The organism is Burkholderia sp. MSHR3999 (assembly GCF_000833595.1).
Classification (GTDB): domain Bacteria; phylum Pseudomonadota; class Gammaproteobacteria; order Burkholderiales; family Burkholderiaceae; genus Burkholderia; species Burkholderia ubonensis.
The window spans coordinates 1-17,121 of the sequence record NZ_JRFO01000002.1; the positions used below are offsets into that span (position 1 = coordinate 1).

Here is a 17,121-nt window from a genome sequence, read left to right on the forward strand (position 1 = left end):
TCCTAGGGTCTGTTTACATACGGAACGCACATGCGAATGCCCGAAATCGCTCGTAGGGCAAGGAGCAAGGAGCGCCGTTTGGCCGAGCCAAACAAGCGACGCGCGACGCCGCCATACGGGCGATTTCGGGCATTCCCGTGGAATGAAATTTAAGTTTGGGGTTGCCACGAGAACGGCCGCTCGCCGCGTTGCGCTCCTTGCGAATACGTCCAGTATTCGCGGCGTCGCGCGCCTCGCGAGCGGCCGTTCTCGTGGCAACGCATGTGCGTTCCGTATGTAAACAGACCCTAGCATGTCCGCGCCGCATCCGGCATGTCGCCGCGCGGTTCCAACGTGCACATCGTTTGATCGACGTCAGGTCGCGTGACGTCATTTACGCTTCAATGGCGAAGCCCGCGCAATGCCGGTCCGGCGATCGTTGCGCAGGCACCCAACACCGACGTGCTCATCGTCCAGCGACGGCACCGCGGCGCAATCGGCCGCGACTCGCCCGATCGCAACCGACGTCGGCGTCGCGCTGCACGGCCGACGGCACTGCAAGGTCGCCGGCATTCGTTTAACCTGCGTCGCAGCAGCGCGCCGTGCAACCGGCCTCCGGCCGGTTCCTTTTCAACCCGCATCTCGGAGAAACCATGTACAAGCGCATTCTGGTTGCCGTCGACGGCAGCGATACCTCCCGCCACGCGTTCGATGCCGCGCTTGCGCTCGCGCAAGCACACGGCGCGCAGCTGCAGCCGTATTACGTCGTCGAGAACGCCGCGATCTACTACAACGTGCCCGGCTACGATCCGTCCGTGCTGCGCGATCAGCTCGTCGAGCAGGGCAACGCGCTCGCGAAGGAATACACGCAGCGGATGCAGGCCGCCGGCGTGAAGGGCGAGGCGCGGTTCGCCGAAGCGACGTCGCTCGCGGATGTCTCGTCGCTGATCCTCGAAGGCGCGAGCGCATTCGGCGCCGACCTGCTCGTGCTCGGCACGCATGGCCGTCGCGGCTTCCGCCGGCTCGTGCTCGGCAGCATCGCCGAGCAATGCGTGCGGCACGCGTCGCTGCCCGTGCTGCTGATTCCCGCCGCCGCGCACGCCGGCGAGCAATCGAACTGAGCCCCGGCCGGCGCGCGCAGCGGACGCCGTCGCGCCGCCGGTCATGCCTACATGCCTATAACGAATCGCGACGTTTTGTCACCCGACCGCCACCAACTTGCGGTGGGACAATGATTCCGTCGATTCAACGCCGGAGAAACCGATCATGTTGACGCCCGTCGCCACACGCCACGCCGCCACGACTCACACCGCCAGCTGGGCACCGCGCCAGGCTGCGCACTGCTCGTCGTGCGCGATGCGGCACCTGTGCATGCCGCAGGGCCTGGCGCCCGAAGCGCTCAGCCGCCTCGAGACGGTCATCTGCGCCGCGCGCGCGGTCAAGCGCGGCGAAGCGCTGTTCCGCGAAGGCGACGCCTTCGACAATCTGTACGCGGTGCGCTCGGGTTCGCTGAAGACCGTCGCGACGCGTCACGACGGCCGCGAGCAAGTCACCGGCCTGCATCTCGCGGGCGAAGCGCTCGGCCTCGACGGCATCTGCGACGACACGCACCCGCGCACCGCGGTCGCGCTCGAAGACAGCTCCGTCTGCGTGATTCCTTACAGCGCGCTCAAGTCGCTGTGCTCCGAAGCCGGCTCGATGCAGCTGCGCATGCACAAGCTGATGAGCGAGCAGATCGTGCGCGAAACGTCGCAGACGATGCTGCTCGGTTCGCTGAACGCCGAGGAGCGGGTCGCCGCGTTCCTGCTCGACGTGTCGTCGCGCTACCTGAAGCGCGGCTATTCGCCGACGGAATTCAACCTGCGGATGACCCGCGAGGACATCGGCAGCTACCTCGGCATGACGCTCGAAACGGTCAGCCGCACGCTGTCGAAATTCCAGAAGCGCGGCCTGATCGAAATGCACGGCCGCCTCGTGCACATCGTCGACTTCGACGGCCTGCGCCACGTGTGACCCGGAACCCGGCCGCGCGCACCGCGTGCGGCCGACCGCAACGCGCGATGCGTCACCGCTCGCGCATCAATCGAGAAACAGCGCGGCCCGCGCCTTGAGCGCCGCGCTGAAATCGTCGAGCCAGCCGATCGACAGGCGCCAGCTCTGCCAGTACAGCTCGATGTCGACGGTGCGCCCCGCCGACATCTCGATGAGCTCCCCCGCCGCCAGCTGGCGCTCGATCATCCGGTCCGGACACATCCCCCATCCCAGCCCCGTTTCGCACGCGCGCAGATAGCCCGCGACGTGCGGTATCCAGTGCTGCGGCGGATCGAGGTCCGCGCGCGTCACGCGCCGGATGAAGCGCGCCTGCAACCCGTCCTTCGGATTGAACATCACGCACGGCGCGCGGCGCAGCGCGTCGCGATTGATCCCCGCGCTGAAATAGCGCGCATGGAACGCCGGCGAACACACGGCGTGATAGCGGATGCGCCCGAGCCGCGTCGAGCGGCAGCCCTGGATCGGCTCGGCCTGCGCGGTCACCGCGCCCTGCACGCTGCCGTCGCGGATGCGCGCCGCGGTGTGGTCCTGATCGTCGATCACGAGATCGAGCAGCGTCTCGCGCTCCGCGCAGAACGGCGCCACCGCGTCGATGAACCACGTCGCGACGCTGTCGTCGTTGACCGCGACGCGCAACGTCGGCCAGTCGGCAGCGAGCGCGCCCGGCAGCGCGGGCATCCGCCCGGACAGCTCCGCTTCGAGCAGCTGCACGCGCTCGGTATGGCGGCACAGCAGCGCGCCGGAGGTGGTCGCGACGCACGGCTGCCCGCGCTTCACGAGCACGCTGCCGACGCGCTCCTCGAGCAGTTTCACGCGCTGCGACACCGCCGACGGCGTGACGTTCAGCTCCTTCGCCGCCCGTTCGAACGAGCCGTGCCGGATCACCGCCGCGAGCGCGTCGAGCAATGCATAGTCGAGCATCAGATTTCCTTAATCACCATTAGCTGATTTAGCTTTTCTTAGCCGGTCAGTCCCCGCAGACTAGCGTCACTCGATTCTTTCGTCTACTGCTGCCCCCATCATGAACTGGCTCGCTTTTTCCCACGGCGCGGCGCTGTGCGCGTCGCTCATCGTCACCATCGGCGCGCAGAACGTGTTCGTGCTCCGTCAGGGCATCATGCGCGCGCACATCGGCAAGATCGTGCTGCTGTGCGCGCTGTCCGACATGATCCTGATCGGCGCGGGCGTCGGCGGCGCGTCGGTGCTCGTCGAACGCTATCCGACGTTCGTCCACGCGGTGCTGTACGTCGGCCTCGCCTATCTCGCGTGGTTCGGCCTCAACGCGTTGCGGCGCGCATTCAAGCCGGGGCACGCGACGCTCGACGTGCGCGGCGACGGCGTCGCACCGCCGCCGCAGAGCGGGCTCGCGGTCGTGCTGATGACGCTCGCGTTCACGTGGCTCAACCCGCACGTCTATCTCGACACGTTCCTGCTGATCGGCACGGCCGGCGCGCGCGAGCCGGAAGGCGCGCGGCTCGCGTTCGCGATCGGCGCGATGGCGACCAGCGTCGTGTGGTTCCTCGGCCTCGGGTACGGTGCGCGGCTGCTCGCGCCGTGGTTCCGCAAGGCGGTTGCGTGGCGCGTGCTCGACGGCGCGATCGGCAGCATGGTGCTGTTTCTGGCGGCCGTGCAGTTGCGGTGATGCGTCAGCCGCGCGCCACCTCGCGCAGCTTGCGTGTTCGCTCGCGCAGGCCCGGGCCCGCCACGGCATCCGGGTGAATGCGGTCGTGGCGGTCGACGGCGAGCATTCGACGGCCTGACGCCGGCCTTGACCAGCTGCATGTTGCCAAAAACATGCACGACGTATACAATTGTACATTGTGCATGTAATACGCCAGCGTGACGCTGAGTCAAGTTTCGTTGGTTTTCGAGGTCTTCCCGAAACCCTGCCGGACATCGCCATGAATGCAAGTCAGCTCCTTCAACACGCGCACGAAATCGTCAGCAACTGCACCTTCTGTTTTGTGTCTTCGAACGACGCATCCGGCCAGATCAACTCCAGGGTAGTCGAGATTCTGGAGATCGGGACGGATCTCACGATTCGTTTCATGACCGACTCGAGAACGCGCAAGGCGCTGGAGATTCGCCAAGGGAAGACGATCAGCCTGTCCTTCCTCAGCATGGCTGACCGAGGATACGTAACGATCGGCGCCGCCCCGAAAACCTCCGCGGATACTGCGCTGAAGCAGCGCATCTGGAAGGAATCGCTACGCACCTGGTTCCCAAACGGGCCGGATGACCCCTACGTGATCACCGTCACCTGTGAGCCGGCCTGGGTTGAACTGTGGTCGCGCGTGCGCGGGGTTGCGCCCGCGCCACTGGGCCTCAACTCGGTTCGGCTGACTCGGAAGGACGGCGACTGGCAAGCACATCAAACGTTTCCGACCGATGGCGGGCAACCGATCTCGACTTTCCAGCCATGATCGATCAACCATTCACGCTGGAGAAGGACGGCTTCATCGTGACCTCGCTCGAGGCCGTCCTGGCGGCCGCGCGGACGAACAGCCTTTGGTACATGACGTTCGGTCTCGCATGCTGCGCGGTCGAAATGATGCATGCGGCGGGGGCTCGATATGACATGGATCGCTTTGGCATGATCCCTCGCGCATCACCGCGACAATGCGACCTGATGATCGTTTCCGGCACATTGACCAACAAGATGGCTCCGGCCATGCGCAAGGTCTACGATCAAATGGCCGAACCGCGATACGTCGTGTCGATGGGATCGTGCGCCAACGGCGGGGGCTACTATCACTACAGCTACTCGGTGGTGCGCGGCTGCGACCGGATCGTGCCGGTGGACGTCTACGTTCCGGGCTGCCCGCCGACTGCCGAGGCATTGATCTATGGATTGATGCAGCTGCAACGCAAGATCATGGAGCAAAGCACCCACAGCCAGCCGCGCGTATTTGAGCGGCGGTGAGTGAATCGGCGTCGTCATCCGGCGAAGGCTCCGCAAGCAACAGGCGATAAAATTCGCGCAAGCGGACCTGTTGCCGCCCCTTTCGCGACGCACTTCTCTACGGTCTGCAATGGAGTACATCGATAGCTTACGGATCTTCTGCTCGGTCGTCGAAGCGCGCAGCTTCAGGCGCGCGGCGGATATCCTCGGACTTTCCGCGCCGGTGGTGTCGCGCGCGATCGCGGGGCTCGAGAAGCGACTCGGCATCCGGCTGTTCTTGCTGCCGAGCCCGCTGGTCCAGGACGATCTGGCGTCCGGCCGGCTCGTCCGCGTGCTCGATTCGTTCAGGATCGTCGACGCCGCGACCGAGCTGCGCCTCGCGTACAGCTCGCGCACGCTGCTGCCCGCCAAGGTGCGGACGTTCATCGACCATGCGGTCGCATTCTTCGACGCTCTGGCGCCCCATTCGCCGCCCGCGTGACGGCGCTCGCCGCCCGTTCGCGTCATCCGGGCGCGGCCGGCGCGCACTGACCGTCCGGCGGCCGTTCCGGGAGGGTGGCGGGCCTTCCCGTTAAAATCCTGCACTTTCCATCCCGACCGGCCGCTCCGCCATGCAACCCGCCTCCCTCGACCAACCCGCTTCCCATGGCGCCGACGACGCCGAGCCCGCCCGCGATCTCGTCTACGGCCCCGACGACCGGCCGGCCCCGACCGTCGCCTTCGTCGCCGCCCTGCAGCACCTGCTGGCGATCCTGGTGCCGATCGTCACGCCGGGCCTGCTGATCTGCCAGGCCCTCGGCGTGCCCAGCCGCGACACGACGCTGATCGTGTCGATGTCGCTGGTGATCTCCGGGATCGCGACCTTCGTCCAGTGCCGGCGCTTCGGCCCGCTCGGCGCGGGCCTGCTGATCGTGCAGGGCACCAGCTTCAACTTCGTCGGCCCGCTGATCGCCGGCGGCAGCCTGATGGTCAAGCAAGGCACCCCGGTCGAGACCGTGATGGCCGCCATCTTCGGCGTCGTGATCGCCGGCTCGTTCGTCGAGATGGGCGTGTCGCGCATCCTGCCGTTCATCAAGCGCCTCATCACGCCGCTGGTCACCGGCATCGTGGTGCTGCTGATCGGCCTCACGCTGATCAAGGTCGGCCTCGTCAGCATGGGCGGCGGCTACGGCGCGATGGCCAAGGGCACCTTCGCCAGCGTCGACAACCTGACGCTCTCCGGGCTCGTCCTCGGCACCATCATCCTGCTGAACCGGGTGCCCGTCGTCTGGGTGCGCAGCACCGCGCTCGTCATCGCGCTCGCGGTCGGCTATCTCGCGGCCGCGTTCATGGGCCGGCTCGACTTCACCGGCGCGCACGAAGCCGCGCTGTTCCAGATCCCGACTCCGCTGCACTTCGGCATCGGGTTCTCGTGGCCGCTGTTCGTGCCGATGCTGATCATCTACCTCGTCACGTCGCTCGAGGCGATCGGCGACGTCACCGCCACCAGCAAGATCTCGAAGCAGCCCGTCGAAGGCCCGCTGTGGATGCAGCGCATCAAGGGCGGCGTGCTGGTGAACGGCGCCAACTCGCTGCTGGCCGGCGTGTTCAATACCTTCCCCAGTTCCGTGTTCGCGCAAAACAACGGCGTGATCCAGCTCACCGGCATCGCGAGCCGCCACGTCGGCCTCTGGATCGCGGGCATGCTCGTCGTGCTGGGCCTGTTCCCGCCGGTGGCCGGCGTGCTGCAGGCCGTGCCCGAGCCCGTGCTCGGCGGCGCCGCGATGGTGATGTTCGGCGCAGTGGCCGCGTCCGGTATCAACATCCTCGCGGGTATCCGGCTGGATCGCCGCGCGCTGCTGATCATCGCGGTGTCGCTGGCGCTGGGCCTCGGCGTGTCGCAGGTGCCGGAGATCCTCGCCTGCCTGCCGCATGCGCTCAAGAACGTGCTGGAATCGGGCGTCGCCACGGGCGGCATCTGTGCGCTGGTGATGAACTGGTTCTTGCCGGAGAAGAAGTGACGAACTGACGGCGCGGCCGGGATAGCGGGCCGCGCAGATCGACGCTTATTCATCCATTCCGGAGCCGAAACGTGGATTCAACGACACTTCTGCTGTACGCGGTCACGGTCTCGGCCATCACCATCACGCCCGGCCCCACGATGCTGCTGGCGCTGAACAACGGCGCGACGCGCGGCCTGCGCGTCGCGGCCTATGGCATCGCCGGCGCCGCCCTGTCCGATCTGATCCTGATCGGCGCCGTGGGCTGCGGCCTCGGCGCAATCCTGCAGGCATCGGAGCAGTTGTTCGCCGCGGTGAAATGGATCGGCGCCGCCTATCTGCTGTATCTCGCGTGGGCGCTCTGGCGCGCGCCGGCGACGCTCGCTCGCCCCGAAAAAACGGAGACGGTCGCGGCACATGACGGCTGGTCCGCCTTCAGGCGTTCGCTGCTGGTCGCGCTGTCCAATCCCAAAGGCCTGCTGTTCTTCTCCGCCTTTCTGCCGCAGTTCATTCATGCGCGCGCGGCTGTCGCGCCGCAGTACGTCACGCTTGCGATCACGACCGCACTGATCGACATCGCACTGATGTGCGTGTACGCAATCGGCGGTCACCATGCGATGAAAGCGCTGTCCGGGCGTGCATTGCAATGGCTCAATCGCGGCTGCGCCGGCATGCTGGCGGGGTTGGCCGTGGCGCTGAGCCTGTATCGGCGCAACGCGGGAAACTAGCCGAATCTCGCTTCATCCGGCACCAGCAGGTCGATCCGCCGCATGCGTGGAAGCGCGAACGTGCACGCGCACGGCAGCACGCCCACCGCGACGACGATCGTCATCGTCGCGCGCGAGATCAGCGCGCTCTGGGTCATCACGTACCCGAGCATCAGCGGCTCCGCTTCGAAGACGCGCAGCGCACTCGTGACGCCCGGCAGCACGTCGCGCAGCAACGGCCGGTTCCGTCGCGCCGGCTCGGCGGACGCCGCGCCGAGGTGTCCCAGCTCCCTGAATACGCACAGCGTCGCCGCAACGCCCGCGACGATCGAATTGATCGACGCCCAATACGCAGGTATCCGAAATGTGCCGACCGCCGACGTGCACACGTTGGACGCGCACAGATGCACCAGCTGCAGCCTGTCGGTGAGTTGCAGCAGCGTCAGCAACGCGAGCGCCGCGTTGGCCGCGACGATGACGAGCTTGCGGTCGATCCGGTCGGCAGGCCGCGCACGGCCGGCGCGGCGCTTTAATTTCCATCACTTGTCGAACTTCGTCGTGCAGGCGCGCGCCGTCGACGAGCAATCGCTCCAGACGTCGGCGTCGTGACGTTTTGCGCCGGAGACGCGCACGCACGCTCCGGCGCCCGAATCCGGGCATATTTTCCCTTTGACATTATTTTGACGCCCCTCATATCGACAATCTCATTGCGCACGTTGTTTACGGATTCCACATAAAAGAAAACAGCGTAAATATCGACGTCGCAAAATCAATGCCAGAAACTCGGGCAAGCGGCTCGGGAAAATGCTGACAGAAACGGCCGAATGGGGCTACTAGCCTTATTGCAGCGACGCAATTGTCGGAATTTAAAAGGCTGCTGCAAATGTGCGCCTGAATTGCGCACCTGATCGTTTCTCCACATGGAGGATTTATGTGCACTCATGCAACGTGCCCGCACGGCCATTGCTTCATTATCCCGCCGCACATCCTTGAACATATTGCGACGAATACGAACGACCCGGGACTGAAACAACGCGCACTGGAAAATCTACACCTGCAAGGACTGATGCGCGGCATGCGCACGGGCATCGGGCAATTCGCGTTCGCGGGGGTTTCGCCCGGTGTACTGCGCCGGACGATCTATGACGCACAACATAAAGCAGCGCTGCCCGGCCACCTGCTGCGCAGCGAGACCTCGACGGGCAGTTTCCCCGTGCCCGTCAACGAGGCGTTCGATTACAGCGGCGACACGTACAACTTCTATCGGGAGAATTTCGGTCGCAATTCGGTCGATGGAAAGGGCATGCGGCTCGACTCGACCATTCACTACGGGAAGAGTTTCGACAACGCCTTCTGGAACGGCCAGCAAATGGTTTACGGTGACGGAGACGGGCAACTCTTCGACCGCTTCACCAAATGCCTCGATGTCGTCGCACACGAACTCACCCACGGCGTCACGCAGTTCACGGCACAGCTCGAGTACCACGACCAGCCCGGTGCGCTCAACGAATCGATGTCCGACGTGTTCGGGACGATGGTCAAGCAGTACATCCTCAAGCAGGATGTGACCACGGCGGACTGGCTCATAGGCGCAGGCCTGCTGATCCCGAAAGACGGCACCAATCGCACCGCACTGCGCTCCATGAAGGCCCCGGGAACGGCGTACGACGACCCTGATCTCGGCAAGGACCCGCAGCCCGCCGACATGAGCGGCTACTATCACGGCACCGCAGACAACGGCGGCGTGCACATCAATTCCGGCATCCCCAACCGCGCGTTCTACCTCGCGGCAGTGGCGATCGGCGGAAACTCGTGGGAGGTCACCGGAAAGATCTGGTACGAAACCCTCACCACACGGCTTTCGTCGCAGTCGCAGTTCGCCGATGCCGCCGCCGCAACGCGCGACATCGCGAAGAAGTACGGCGCCGCCGCGGCGACGGCGGTCGATGACGCGTGGACGACCGTTGGGCTTTAACCACGGCATGGCCGGGCAGGGATGTCCATGAACCGACGTGACGGGTCATCATGGGCACCCTGCCTCCACCACTGCGCGCCCAGATCATGCCAACCACCGAACCTTCGTACATCGAAGTCGAGCGATCAGGCGGACAGATTCCGACCTACCGGCCCAAGGTGCGCGTCGACGTTGACCGATTGACAGCCGATGAGCGGCAGAGGCTGGAAGAACTCGTCGCGAATGCGCGCCTCGAACATCAGGCCACCGGCGCCGTGAATCTCCCGTTTCCCGATGCCTTTACGTATCGACTTACCGTGAAGTTGCCCGGATGCCCCGAGCGTACCGTCGCATTCGCCGATCAGGACGGACACCCGGCGGCACTGGACGAACTGGCCGATTGGGTTCGTTCACGTGGGGCACCATAGCAGGCCGGCGGCGCACGCCTGCGCGTTCAGCGCCGCGCGCCGCGCACCCTGGCCTGCGCCGCGAACACTGCGCCCGGGCCCGCCTAGCGATTCATCCCGATATCGGCAACGTAGTTTGCAATACTGAAAAAGCGGTAATCGCTCAGCAGGTCCAGCCCCGGGAACCCCTCCGGATGAATCCGCCCATGGATCGGGCTGCCGGGACGCAGGCCGGCCAGCGTCAACGCGAGCATGAATTCGTTGAACGGCGCCATGAACTGGCGCGACACGAAATGCATGCCCCAATTGAACACCGACGGCAGCTGCTCGGTGCGCAACCACCCTTCCGGTCCGCCCTGCGTGTTCGCGCAGAGATTCTCCGCCCACGGACTATGTCCTTCGACGATGAGAAAGCCGTGCTTCGCGTGGCGCTTCCAGCGGGTCAGGAAATCGATCAGATCCGCCGCCGCCACATAACCGGGCACGAGGCCCTCCGCATCGCTGTACGCCACCTTGAACGCACGCTTGATGTCGTCGAGCGCAACCGGGTATTCGGCCTGGTCCGATACCGTCAGGAGGCCCGGATAGTACTGGTCGACGACCGCGCGCAGGCTGGATCGATCGACGAGGCGGAGATGGCGCTCGAGTATCGCTTCGGCCGCCTCCTCGCGCCGGATGCTCAACCGGCGGTTGTGGACCAGGAACATGAAGGTATGCAGCAGATCGCTCAGCCGCACCGGGCGCACGCTGCCGTCCGGCTGCCTGACGGTCAGGCCGCTTTCGGCCACCGCTTCGTCGTAGCGGTCGGGCTGGGAAATGTCGGCGGCGATCACGCGCACCTGCACGCCGGGTACGTCCTTCAGCGCGGACAAGGTGGCGGCGGCCCGGCCTCGCGCGGATTCGTTGTAGTCCGCGCCGATCACGAGCAGCGGATAGTCCGCGAGATGCTGGCCGCGCCGCGTCGAGTTGATCACGTATTCGGCCAGGCGCTTCACCGCGCTGCCGTCGCCGCAGCCCATGTCGGCGATGCCGGCCGGCTGGCGATCCAGCGGCGTGTCGTCGAACAGCTCGCGCAGGATTTTCGTCGTGATTTCCTGCGACGCCGGCCCCGAGCCGGCGCCGCTCGACGCATACACGTTCATCACGCGATCGATATGGCCGTCGCTATCGATGTCGAGCGGATCGGGATTGCCGAACAGGAGTTCGTCGAGCAGTGCATACGAACGCAAATAGGACGCGGGCAACCCCGCGTAAGGGGCGGCGATCGGCCGGTGAATCCGGCCCGACTCGGTGAGGCGCACCTTTTCCCGATCGATTTCCGCCATGCCGAACTTGCACATCAGCGACCACGCGGCGTACAGGACGACGGGGTCCGCATGCATCCACGCGCCGACCGCGACCCCGCCGGGCTGCTCGTCGAGCTTGTCGAAGATGCCGGGCGCCGTCTGCGAATACTGGCCGTCCGGCTGCTTGTCGAACACCGGCATATCGAGCGCGACCCAGGTCGGACCGAGCAGCAGGCCGTCCATCGCCGTGCGCAGCTGGCCATTCACCCGGCGCTCCAGATCGCTGGCCGGGGCCGGCAGCTCCGGCCAGCCCGCGATGCAGATCCGCGCGAGCTGCGCATACAGCACGCTGTCGTCGGCCGCCGTGCGTTTTCGATGACACAGCGCGTGCAGATGCTGGAGCACCGACGTGGCATTCGCCAATTGCTCGAACAGCGGCCGGGTGCGCTCGACGCACGCGACCACATATTCGCCGGCCGGTGTGAGCGCATATTCGGCGTCTTCGTCGCCGCGATCGAGGGTCAGCCAGCCGGCCAGGCTCAACAGGTTCAGCGCGCCCCACAGCACCCCCAGGTTGCGGGTCGGGTCGGACTGGCGGGACATCGCGAACGCGCGCATCGCGCGGGGCGTCCCGGCCCGCAGGCCACGGAATGCACCGGCAAACACCAGGCGCGCCAGCGTCGGCACCAGCACGATGCCGTTCGCCCAGTTGCAGCTGCGCGTATAGGCCATCACGCGCTGCGCGTCGCGCCGGCCGATGCGCAGCGTCGCCGCGTGCGTGTGTTGCTCGAGCCTGATCGGCAACGCCTTGTCGAGCACCTCCACGCCGATCGCGGTACCGGCCGACAGGCCGAGCAAGGCGCGCGCTTCGTTGGGATACGCGTCGAGATAGTGTTCGAGCTGCCGGGCCAGCGCGGTGGGGGATTCACCAAAGTCGAATCGGGTCTGCATGTTGGTCGATCTCACAAGGTCGAAGGTTGGGCTGCAATGGGCGAGGGCGCGTCCGAATCGGCGTGCGCAACGGCCGCCGCCGGCGCGGCGCCGTGAATCCGGGGCGCGAGATGGGCGGACAGCGCGCGAATGGACGGGTAATCCCAGACCGCCGACGGATCGACGGTCACGCTGAACGTCTCGCTGAATACCATCGTCATTTCGACGGCGAGGATCGAGTCGAAGCCGATCTCGGCGAACGTCGACTCGCGCGTCAATCGAAGCTTGCGGTGCTTGAGGCGCTCGCCCAGCCACGCGATGAGCCATTGCTCGACGGAGGCGACCCGCTCGCGATCGATCCGGCTCGCCGGATCCGGCGCGATCAGGCCCGCCACCGAAGCGACGTCTTCGCCGGCGGCCTCGTCGGGCTCGCGGGAAACCGAACGCGCACCGGCCTCGGCGACCAGCAACGAATCGACGGATTGGCTTGCGCCCGGGATCGTCTGTTCGATCGAGCCGATCTCGACCCCGTTGCGCTCGGCCCAGGCGTTCAATTCCGCCGTCGTGGACAGCGCGGAGCGCAGGCCGACCTGCCGCTGGGCCGCCTCGATCGCGAGTTCATACTGGCTCTGCGCCCAGCGCAGCGCCCCGTCGTCGATGCGCTGCTGCGCGGCCGCGCGTTCGATCACCGCCAGCAGCAAGCCCCATTGCGCGACCGTACCGAGCCAGTAATTGACCCAGACGGCGGCGTGGGCGGCGCCGTCGAGCTTCGACGCATTGGCGAGCCCGTCCTGCGCCAGCTGCTCGCCCAGTTGGCGCAGCTCCCTCGCCAGCACGCCGGCGCCCAGCGCAGTCTCCAGATAACGCAGCAGATCGTCGCTCCCGTTGAGCAGACGGCTGCCCAGGTGAACCAGCAGCGTTTCGGTCGGCCCCTCGAAGATGCGGGTCAGGCGCGCGTCCCGGAAGATCTGCGGCGCCAGGTTGGTTTCGACATAGCCCCGGCCGCCGAGGAACTGCATCATCTCGTCGGCCGATTGCGACAGCAGCTCGGAGCCGAGAATCTTCGAAATCAGCAGGCAGTCCTCGGGCACCGCGACGCCGAGGTCCAGCTCGGCGGCAAGATGCTCGACCAGCACACCAAGCCCGTCGATGCGGTGCCGCAGCTCGCCCAGGCGCAGGCGGCTCAGCGGATTGTCCAGCAGCAGGCCGGTGCCGATCCGGCGCCGCGCCCCGTATCGATGCATCAACTGCGCGCAACGTTTCATGCCGCCCAGGCAGACGGCCGCGATGGCGAGGCGCGCGATGTTCATTGCCTGCTGCGCGACGGACATCCCCTGTCCGATGCCGCCGAGCCGGTATGCATCGCTGATGCGCGCCCGATCCAGATGCAGCGAATTCTGGATCATGCCGCGCACGCCCATCGTCAGTTCCTCGGCGCCGATCCGCACGCCCGGCGTGCCGGGGCGCACCGCCAATCCGACCATCCCGGCGCCGTCGGCCTGCCTGGCGAACACGTTGACGATCCCCGCCCACGCGGACGAGCCGCACCAGCTCTTGTTCCCGGAAACCAGCCAGTCGCCGGAGTCGATGCGCTGCGCGCGGGAGGTGATCGCGCGCGGATGGGACCCCGCGGCCGGCTCGCTCATCGCGAAGGCGGCGAGCATCCGGCCGCTTGCGAGGCTCGGCAACAATTCGTCGCGCAATGGCGCCTGGGCATGCTGCATGATCGGCAGGATCCCGAGCGTGTTGTTCAGGCCGACGAAGAAAGCCAGTGTCGAATCGATCGCGGCCAGTTGCGAGATCACGCGCAACGTGTCGCGATGCGTGAAGCCAAGGCCGCCGTACGAACGGTCGATCGGCATGCCGAGGAGGCCCTGGTTCCCGAAATCGAGCACGACGTGCGGCGGGATCGTGCGACGCTCGTCGATGGTGCGCGAATCGATCCGCGTGCGCGCGTAGTGCCTGAGCCAGTCGTTCAGTTCGTCGACGGTGGAGGCGGCATGCTGCCGGCGACCGTCGGCCGGCGGCGCGTCGATGGCGGCGGCCGGGCGCGCGGGTTGCCGGCGATCGGGCGGCCGGCGATCCGGCGGCCGGCGCTCCGGCGTCGGCGTATGCGCACCGGTCTCGACGTCCCACTGCGCGAGGATCGTCAGCTCGCCGTCGCGCAGCTGCGTGCGGCACGTGCTGCGGCGCACCTTGCCGCTCGACGTTTTCGGCACGCTGCCGGGCGACACCAGCACGATCGCACTCGGGCCGATGTCGAGGCGGTTCCAGATCGCCTGGCGAATCGCGTCGATGAAGCCGTCGAGATTGCCCTTGCGCTGCGTGCGCTCGACTTCCGCCACGACGATCAGGCGCTCCGCGTCGACCTGGTCGTCCATGAAGGCCGCGCAGCCGTTCGGCACCAGTTCCGGCACGCCGACGATCAGCGCGTATTCGATGTCTTCCGAGTAGTAGTTGCGGCCGGCCAGGATGACCATGTCCTTGAGCCGGCCGGTGACGTAAAGCTCGCCGCCGAGCATGAAGCCGAGATCGCCGGTCCGCATGAACGCCTGATCCGGATTGCCCGCCAGCGTGTGCCGGAAGGTCGATTGCGTCTGCTCGTCCAGTTGCCAGTATCCGGCGGCGACGCTTGGGCCGGCCACGCAGATTTCGCCGATGGTCCCGTCGACGCAATGCCCGTTCGTCTCCAGATCACGCACGACCACGCGTTGGTCGCCGGCGGGGCGGCCCACGCTGACCAGCACCCGTTCGCCCGGGCGATCCAGCGGCGCCGGCGAGACCCCCGCGAACTCGCCGCGGATCACCACGGATTGCCGCTGGAGGGCGGCCTGGTCGGCGCAAACCGTCCTGATCGGCTGCTGCGCCGTGCGGCCGGCGACGAACAGCGTCCCCTCCGCCAGCCCGTAGCACGGTCGAAAGCTCCCGGCGGAGAAGCCCGCGGCGGCGAAGCGCTTGGCGAAATCCGACAAGGTGCCGGCGCGCACGGATTCGGCGCCGTTATAGGCGGTCCGAATACATGACAGGTCGAGCGTCGCCAATTGTTCGTCGGAGATTCGCCTGCAGGCCATCCGGTACGCAAAATCCGGCGCGCCCGTCAGATCCGCGCGATATTCGCTGATGGCGCGCAACCACAGGTACGGATGCTGGATGAAGCGCTCCGGGGCCATCAGGACACTCCGGAAGCCGCCGTAGAGCGACGTCAGGATCACGCCGATCAGGCCCATGTCGTGGTACGGCGGCAGCCAGCTGACCATCGTGCTCCGCTCGTCATAGGCGAACCATTCGCGCAGCATCCCCAGGTTATGCATCAGGTTGCCGTGCGAGACCATCACGCCCTTGGGCGTGCCGGTGGTCCCCGACGTGTATTGCAGGAAGGCGACGTGGGACGGCGGCACGCCGGCCGGCGCGTGCAGGGGCGGCACCGCTTCGGCGGCACCGACGTCGAGCAGCGTGCTGCCGGACGCTTCGGTATCGGCGATCCATGTCGTGCAACGTTCCAGGTCGTCGGGCGAGCACAGAATCGTGTTCGCGCCGGCATTCCTGACGATGCCGGCGATCCGCACCATATGTTGCTTGTTGCGCGGCGGGTAGGCGGGCACCGCGACGGCGCCCGCATACAGGCACCCCATGAAGGCGCTGACATAGTCGAGCCCCGGCCGGCACAGCAGCAGGACCCGGTCGCCGAGATCGACCGCGTTCCGTTGCAGCAGCGCGGCAACCCGGCGGGCGCGTGCGTCGAGCTCCGCGAAGGTCATCGAGTCGGCCTGCTCCTGTTCGGGCGGGCCGCTCAGGAACACGTAGGCGGTTTGGTCGCCGAGCGTGGCGGCCCGGTTCTGAAGCAGTTCGCTAAGCGTGGTCGGCAAGGTCGCAGTGGTCATGATGTCGTCGGAAGAGAAATGAAAACAGCGAGCAGCGGCCCGGCGCCGGCCGTCGCCCATGGGTTGCTGCGGCGGGAATCCGAAGGCGGCGTCTCGATCGTTTCGATCGCTTGTCGCCGCCTGTCGCACGCGGACATCCGGATACGGCTATCCGGCGCGATGGAACAGATCGATCATGCGCATCATGCTTTTGAGATGCAGGGAACGCGGCACCACTCTTTCGCTCCTTGCCGCGTAACGCGCAGTCCATTCGTGAGCTAGCTCATGCGCGGCGGCCGCGTTGCCGCGCACCGCGCCCGCGTCGGCCTCGCGCGCATCGAGGCAGGCGCGCGCATGCCGCACCGCCGATCGGGCGAGCTCGCCCGTGAGGATGCCGTGGTGCCCCAGCGCGAGCCGCGGCGCCTCCAGCTGCTCGACGACGTCCAGCGAGTGCCGATACGCGAACAGGTCCTCAAAGACCAGCGGCAGCCAGGTGGCGGGCCCGTGAAACTCGCCGAGCGCATCCGACACGAAAGCGATGTCCAGCTGCGGGCAGTAGTAGCCGAACTGGCAACGGCTGTGGCCCGGGAGCGCGATCGCCTGAATCTCCATGCCGCCGCCGATGTCGAGCCGCTTGCCCGCATTGACGGGGTAGAACGGCAGCTCGGGCAACTCGGTGAAATCGATGTCGACGGGGGGATCCCAGGACTGCGACGCGTGCGCGTCGAGCTGGCGGATGGTTCGGCAGGCCGACGGACTCTGGAAGGCATCGAACGTGTCGGGCGATCCGGATACGTGGAGCCACGGCATGCGCGACTTGAGCGTCATCAGCAGGCTGCAATGGTCGTAGTGCGAGTGGGTCACGAACCAGTAGCGCAGATGCCGGATGCCGCCGAAGTCCCGCAGCACATCGTGAAGCTGCCGCCACACGAGCTCCGTCATGCCGCTCAGGCCGCCCTCGATCAGCGTCGCGGCCTCGTCGTTGACGATCACGTACAGCGGCACGTCCGCCGTGCCGACGAGTGCCAGCCGCGAATCGATCCACCCGGGGGAATCGTTCAGCAT

Annotated in this window: 15 protein-coding genes; 10 read left to right on the forward strand and 5 right to left on the reverse strand. The window is 66.6% G+C overall.

Annotated features, from left to right (window positions below):
• The first annotated feature begins 632 nt into the window (after nt 1-632).
• Nucleotides 633-1,100 carry a universal stress protein gene (locus KY49_RS10760; protein ID WP_042584680.1) on the forward strand — a complete coding sequence of 156 codons (468 nt, stop codon included), beginning with the start codon at nt 633-635 and terminating at the stop codon, nt 1,098-1,100.
• A 145-nt stretch (nt 1,101-1,245) separates the two neighbouring features.
• Entirely contained in the window at nt 1,246-1,992 is a 747-nt protein-coding gene (fnr, locus tag KY49_RS10765; RefSeq protein ID WP_010093341.1) for a fumarate/nitrate reduction transcriptional regulator Fnr, read from the forward strand.
• 66 nt (nt 1,993-2,058) lie between these two features.
• Here the strand turns inward: fnr and KY49_RS10770 are convergent, their stop codons facing one another.
• On the reverse strand, nt 2,059-2,952 hold the full coding sequence (locus KY49_RS10770; RefSeq protein WP_042584681.1) for a LysR family transcriptional regulator ArgP: 894 nt from the start codon (nt 2,950-2,952) through the stop codon (nt 2,059-2,061).
• Between the two features lie 100 nt (nt 2,953-3,052).
• Here KY49_RS10770 and KY49_RS10775 point away from each other — a divergent pair, with 100 nt between their 5' ends.
• The 6 genes from KY49_RS10775 (at nt 3,053) to KY49_RS10800 (ending at nt 7,640) form a co-directional block, all read left to right on the forward strand.
• Complete coding sequence (locus KY49_RS10775; RefSeq protein ID WP_042584682.1) at nt 3,053-3,673, forward strand: LysE/ArgO family amino acid transporter; 621 nt, start codon at nt 3,053-3,055, stop codon at nt 3,671-3,673.
• A gap of 259 nt (nt 3,674-3,932) precedes the next feature.
• A complete protein-coding gene (locus KY49_RS10780) occupies nt 3,933-4,454 on the forward strand; it encodes a pyridoxamine 5'-phosphate oxidase family protein (RefSeq protein WP_042584683.1) in 522 nt (173 codons plus the stop codon).
• The gene (locus tag KY49_RS10785) at nt 4,451-4,954 is read left to right on the forward strand and encodes a NuoB/complex I 20 kDa subunit family protein (protein ID WP_042584684.1); all 504 of its coding nucleotides are present in this window, start codon (nt 4,451-4,453) and stop codon (nt 4,952-4,954) included. The genes KY49_RS10780 and KY49_RS10785 overlap by 4 nt, the downstream gene beginning before the upstream one ends.
• Nucleotides 4,955-5,063: 109 nt before the next feature.
• A complete protein-coding gene (locus KY49_RS39230) occupies nt 5,064-5,414 on the forward strand; it encodes a LysR family transcriptional regulator (protein WP_042584685.1) in 351 nt (116 codons plus the stop codon).
• Nucleotides 5,415-5,544: 130 nt separating this feature from the next.
• Complete coding sequence (locus KY49_RS10795; RefSeq protein WP_042584686.1) at nt 5,545-6,933, forward strand: uracil-xanthine permease family protein; 1,389 nt, start codon at nt 5,545-5,547, stop codon at nt 6,931-6,933.
• 71 nt (nt 6,934-7,004) lie between these two features.
• Nucleotides 7,005-7,640 carry a LysE family translocator gene (locus tag KY49_RS10800; RefSeq protein WP_042584687.1) on the forward strand — a complete coding sequence of 212 codons (636 nt, stop codon included), beginning with the start codon at nt 7,005-7,007 and terminating at the stop codon, nt 7,638-7,640.
• On the opposite strand, the gene KY49_RS10805 is transcribed toward KY49_RS10800, so the two are convergent.
• On the reverse strand, nt 7,637-8,068 hold the full coding sequence (locus tag KY49_RS10805) for a hypothetical protein (protein WP_042584688.1): 432 nt from the start codon (nt 8,066-8,068) through the stop codon (nt 7,637-7,639). The genes KY49_RS10800 and KY49_RS10805 overlap by 4 nt on opposite strands.
• Nucleotides 8,069-8,550: 482 nt before the next feature.
• Here KY49_RS10805 and KY49_RS10810 point away from each other — a divergent pair, with 482 nt between their 5' ends.
• Together KY49_RS10810 and KY49_RS37065 are read left to right on the forward strand one after the other, a co-directional pair.
• A complete protein-coding gene (locus KY49_RS10810; RefSeq protein WP_042584689.1) occupies nt 8,551-9,594 on the forward strand; it encodes a M4 family metallopeptidase in 1,044 nt (347 codons plus the stop codon).
• 50 nt (nt 9,595-9,644) lie between these two features.
• Nucleotides 9,645-10,001, forward strand: a complete 357-nt coding sequence (locus KY49_RS37065; protein WP_139253309.1) for a protealysin inhibitor emfourin — start codon at nt 9,645-9,647, stop codon at nt 9,999-10,001.
• 83 nt (nt 10,002-10,084) lie between these two features.
• On the opposite strand, the gene KY49_RS10820 is transcribed toward KY49_RS37065, so the two are convergent.
• The 3 genes from KY49_RS10820 to KY49_RS10830 form a co-directional block, all read right to left on the reverse strand.
• Nucleotides 10,085-12,217 carry an AprA-related methyltransferase gene (locus KY49_RS10820; protein WP_042584691.1) on the reverse strand — a complete coding sequence of 711 codons (2,133 nt, stop codon included), beginning with the start codon at nt 12,215-12,217 and terminating at the stop codon, nt 10,085-10,087.
• Between the two features lie 11 nt (nt 12,218-12,228).
• Nucleotides 12,229-16,077, reverse strand: coding sequence for an AMP-binding protein (locus tag KY49_RS10825; RefSeq protein ID WP_042584692.1), 3,849 nt, complete (start codon nt 16,075-16,077; stop codon nt 12,229-12,231).
• Nucleotides 16,078-16,224: 147 nt separating this feature from the next.
• The gene (locus tag KY49_RS10830; RefSeq protein WP_042584693.1) at nt 16,225-17,121 is read right to left on the reverse strand and encodes an MBL fold metallo-hydrolase; all 897 of its coding nucleotides are present in this window, start codon (nt 17,119-17,121) and stop codon (nt 16,225-16,227) included.

Bases quoted from the DNA above. Each gene is read 5' to 3' on its own strand.
- KY49_RS10760 (WP_042584680.1), top strand. From the start codon at position 633: ATGTACAAGCGCATTCTGGTTGCCGTCGACGGCAGCGATACCTCCCGC.
- fnr (WP_010093341.1), top strand. From the start codon at position 1,246: ATGTTGACGCCCGTCGCCACACGCCACGCCGCCACGACTCACACCGCC.
- KY49_RS10770 (WP_042584681.1), bottom strand. From the start codon at position 2,952: ATGCTCGACTATGCATTGCTCGACGCGCTCGCGGCGGTGATCCGGCAC.
- KY49_RS10775 (WP_042584682.1), top strand. From the start codon at position 3,053: ATGAACTGGCTCGCTTTTTCCCACGGCGCGGCGCTGTGCGCGTCGCTC.
- KY49_RS10780 (WP_042584683.1), top strand. From the start codon at position 3,933: ATGAATGCAAGTCAGCTCCTTCAACACGCGCACGAAATCGTCAGCAAC.
- KY49_RS10785 (WP_042584684.1), top strand. From the start codon at position 4,451: ATGATCGATCAACCATTCACGCTGGAGAAGGACGGCTTCATCGTGACC.
- KY49_RS39230 (WP_042584685.1), top strand. From the start codon at position 5,064: ATGGAGTACATCGATAGCTTACGGATCTTCTGCTCGGTCGTCGAAGCG.
- KY49_RS10795 (WP_042584686.1), top strand. From the start codon at position 5,545: ATGCAACCCGCCTCCCTCGACCAACCCGCTTCCCATGGCGCCGACGAC.
- KY49_RS10810 (WP_042584689.1), top strand. From the start codon at position 8,551: ATGTGCACTCATGCAACGTGCCCGCACGGCCATTGCTTCATTATCCCG.
- KY49_RS37065 (WP_139253309.1), top strand. From the start codon at position 9,645: ATGGGCACCCTGCCTCCACCACTGCGCGCCCAGATCATGCCAACCACC.
- KY49_RS10820 (WP_042584691.1), bottom strand. From the start codon at position 12,217: ATGCAGACCCGATTCGACTTTGGTGAATCCCCCACCGCGCTGGCCCGG.
- KY49_RS10825 (WP_042584692.1), bottom strand. From the start codon at position 16,077: ATGACCACTGCGACCTTGCCGACCACGCTTAGCGAACTGCTTCAGAAC.
- KY49_RS10830 (WP_042584693.1), bottom strand. From the start codon at position 17,121: ATGCTGAACGATTCCCCCGGGTGGATCGATTCGCGGCTGGCACTCGTC.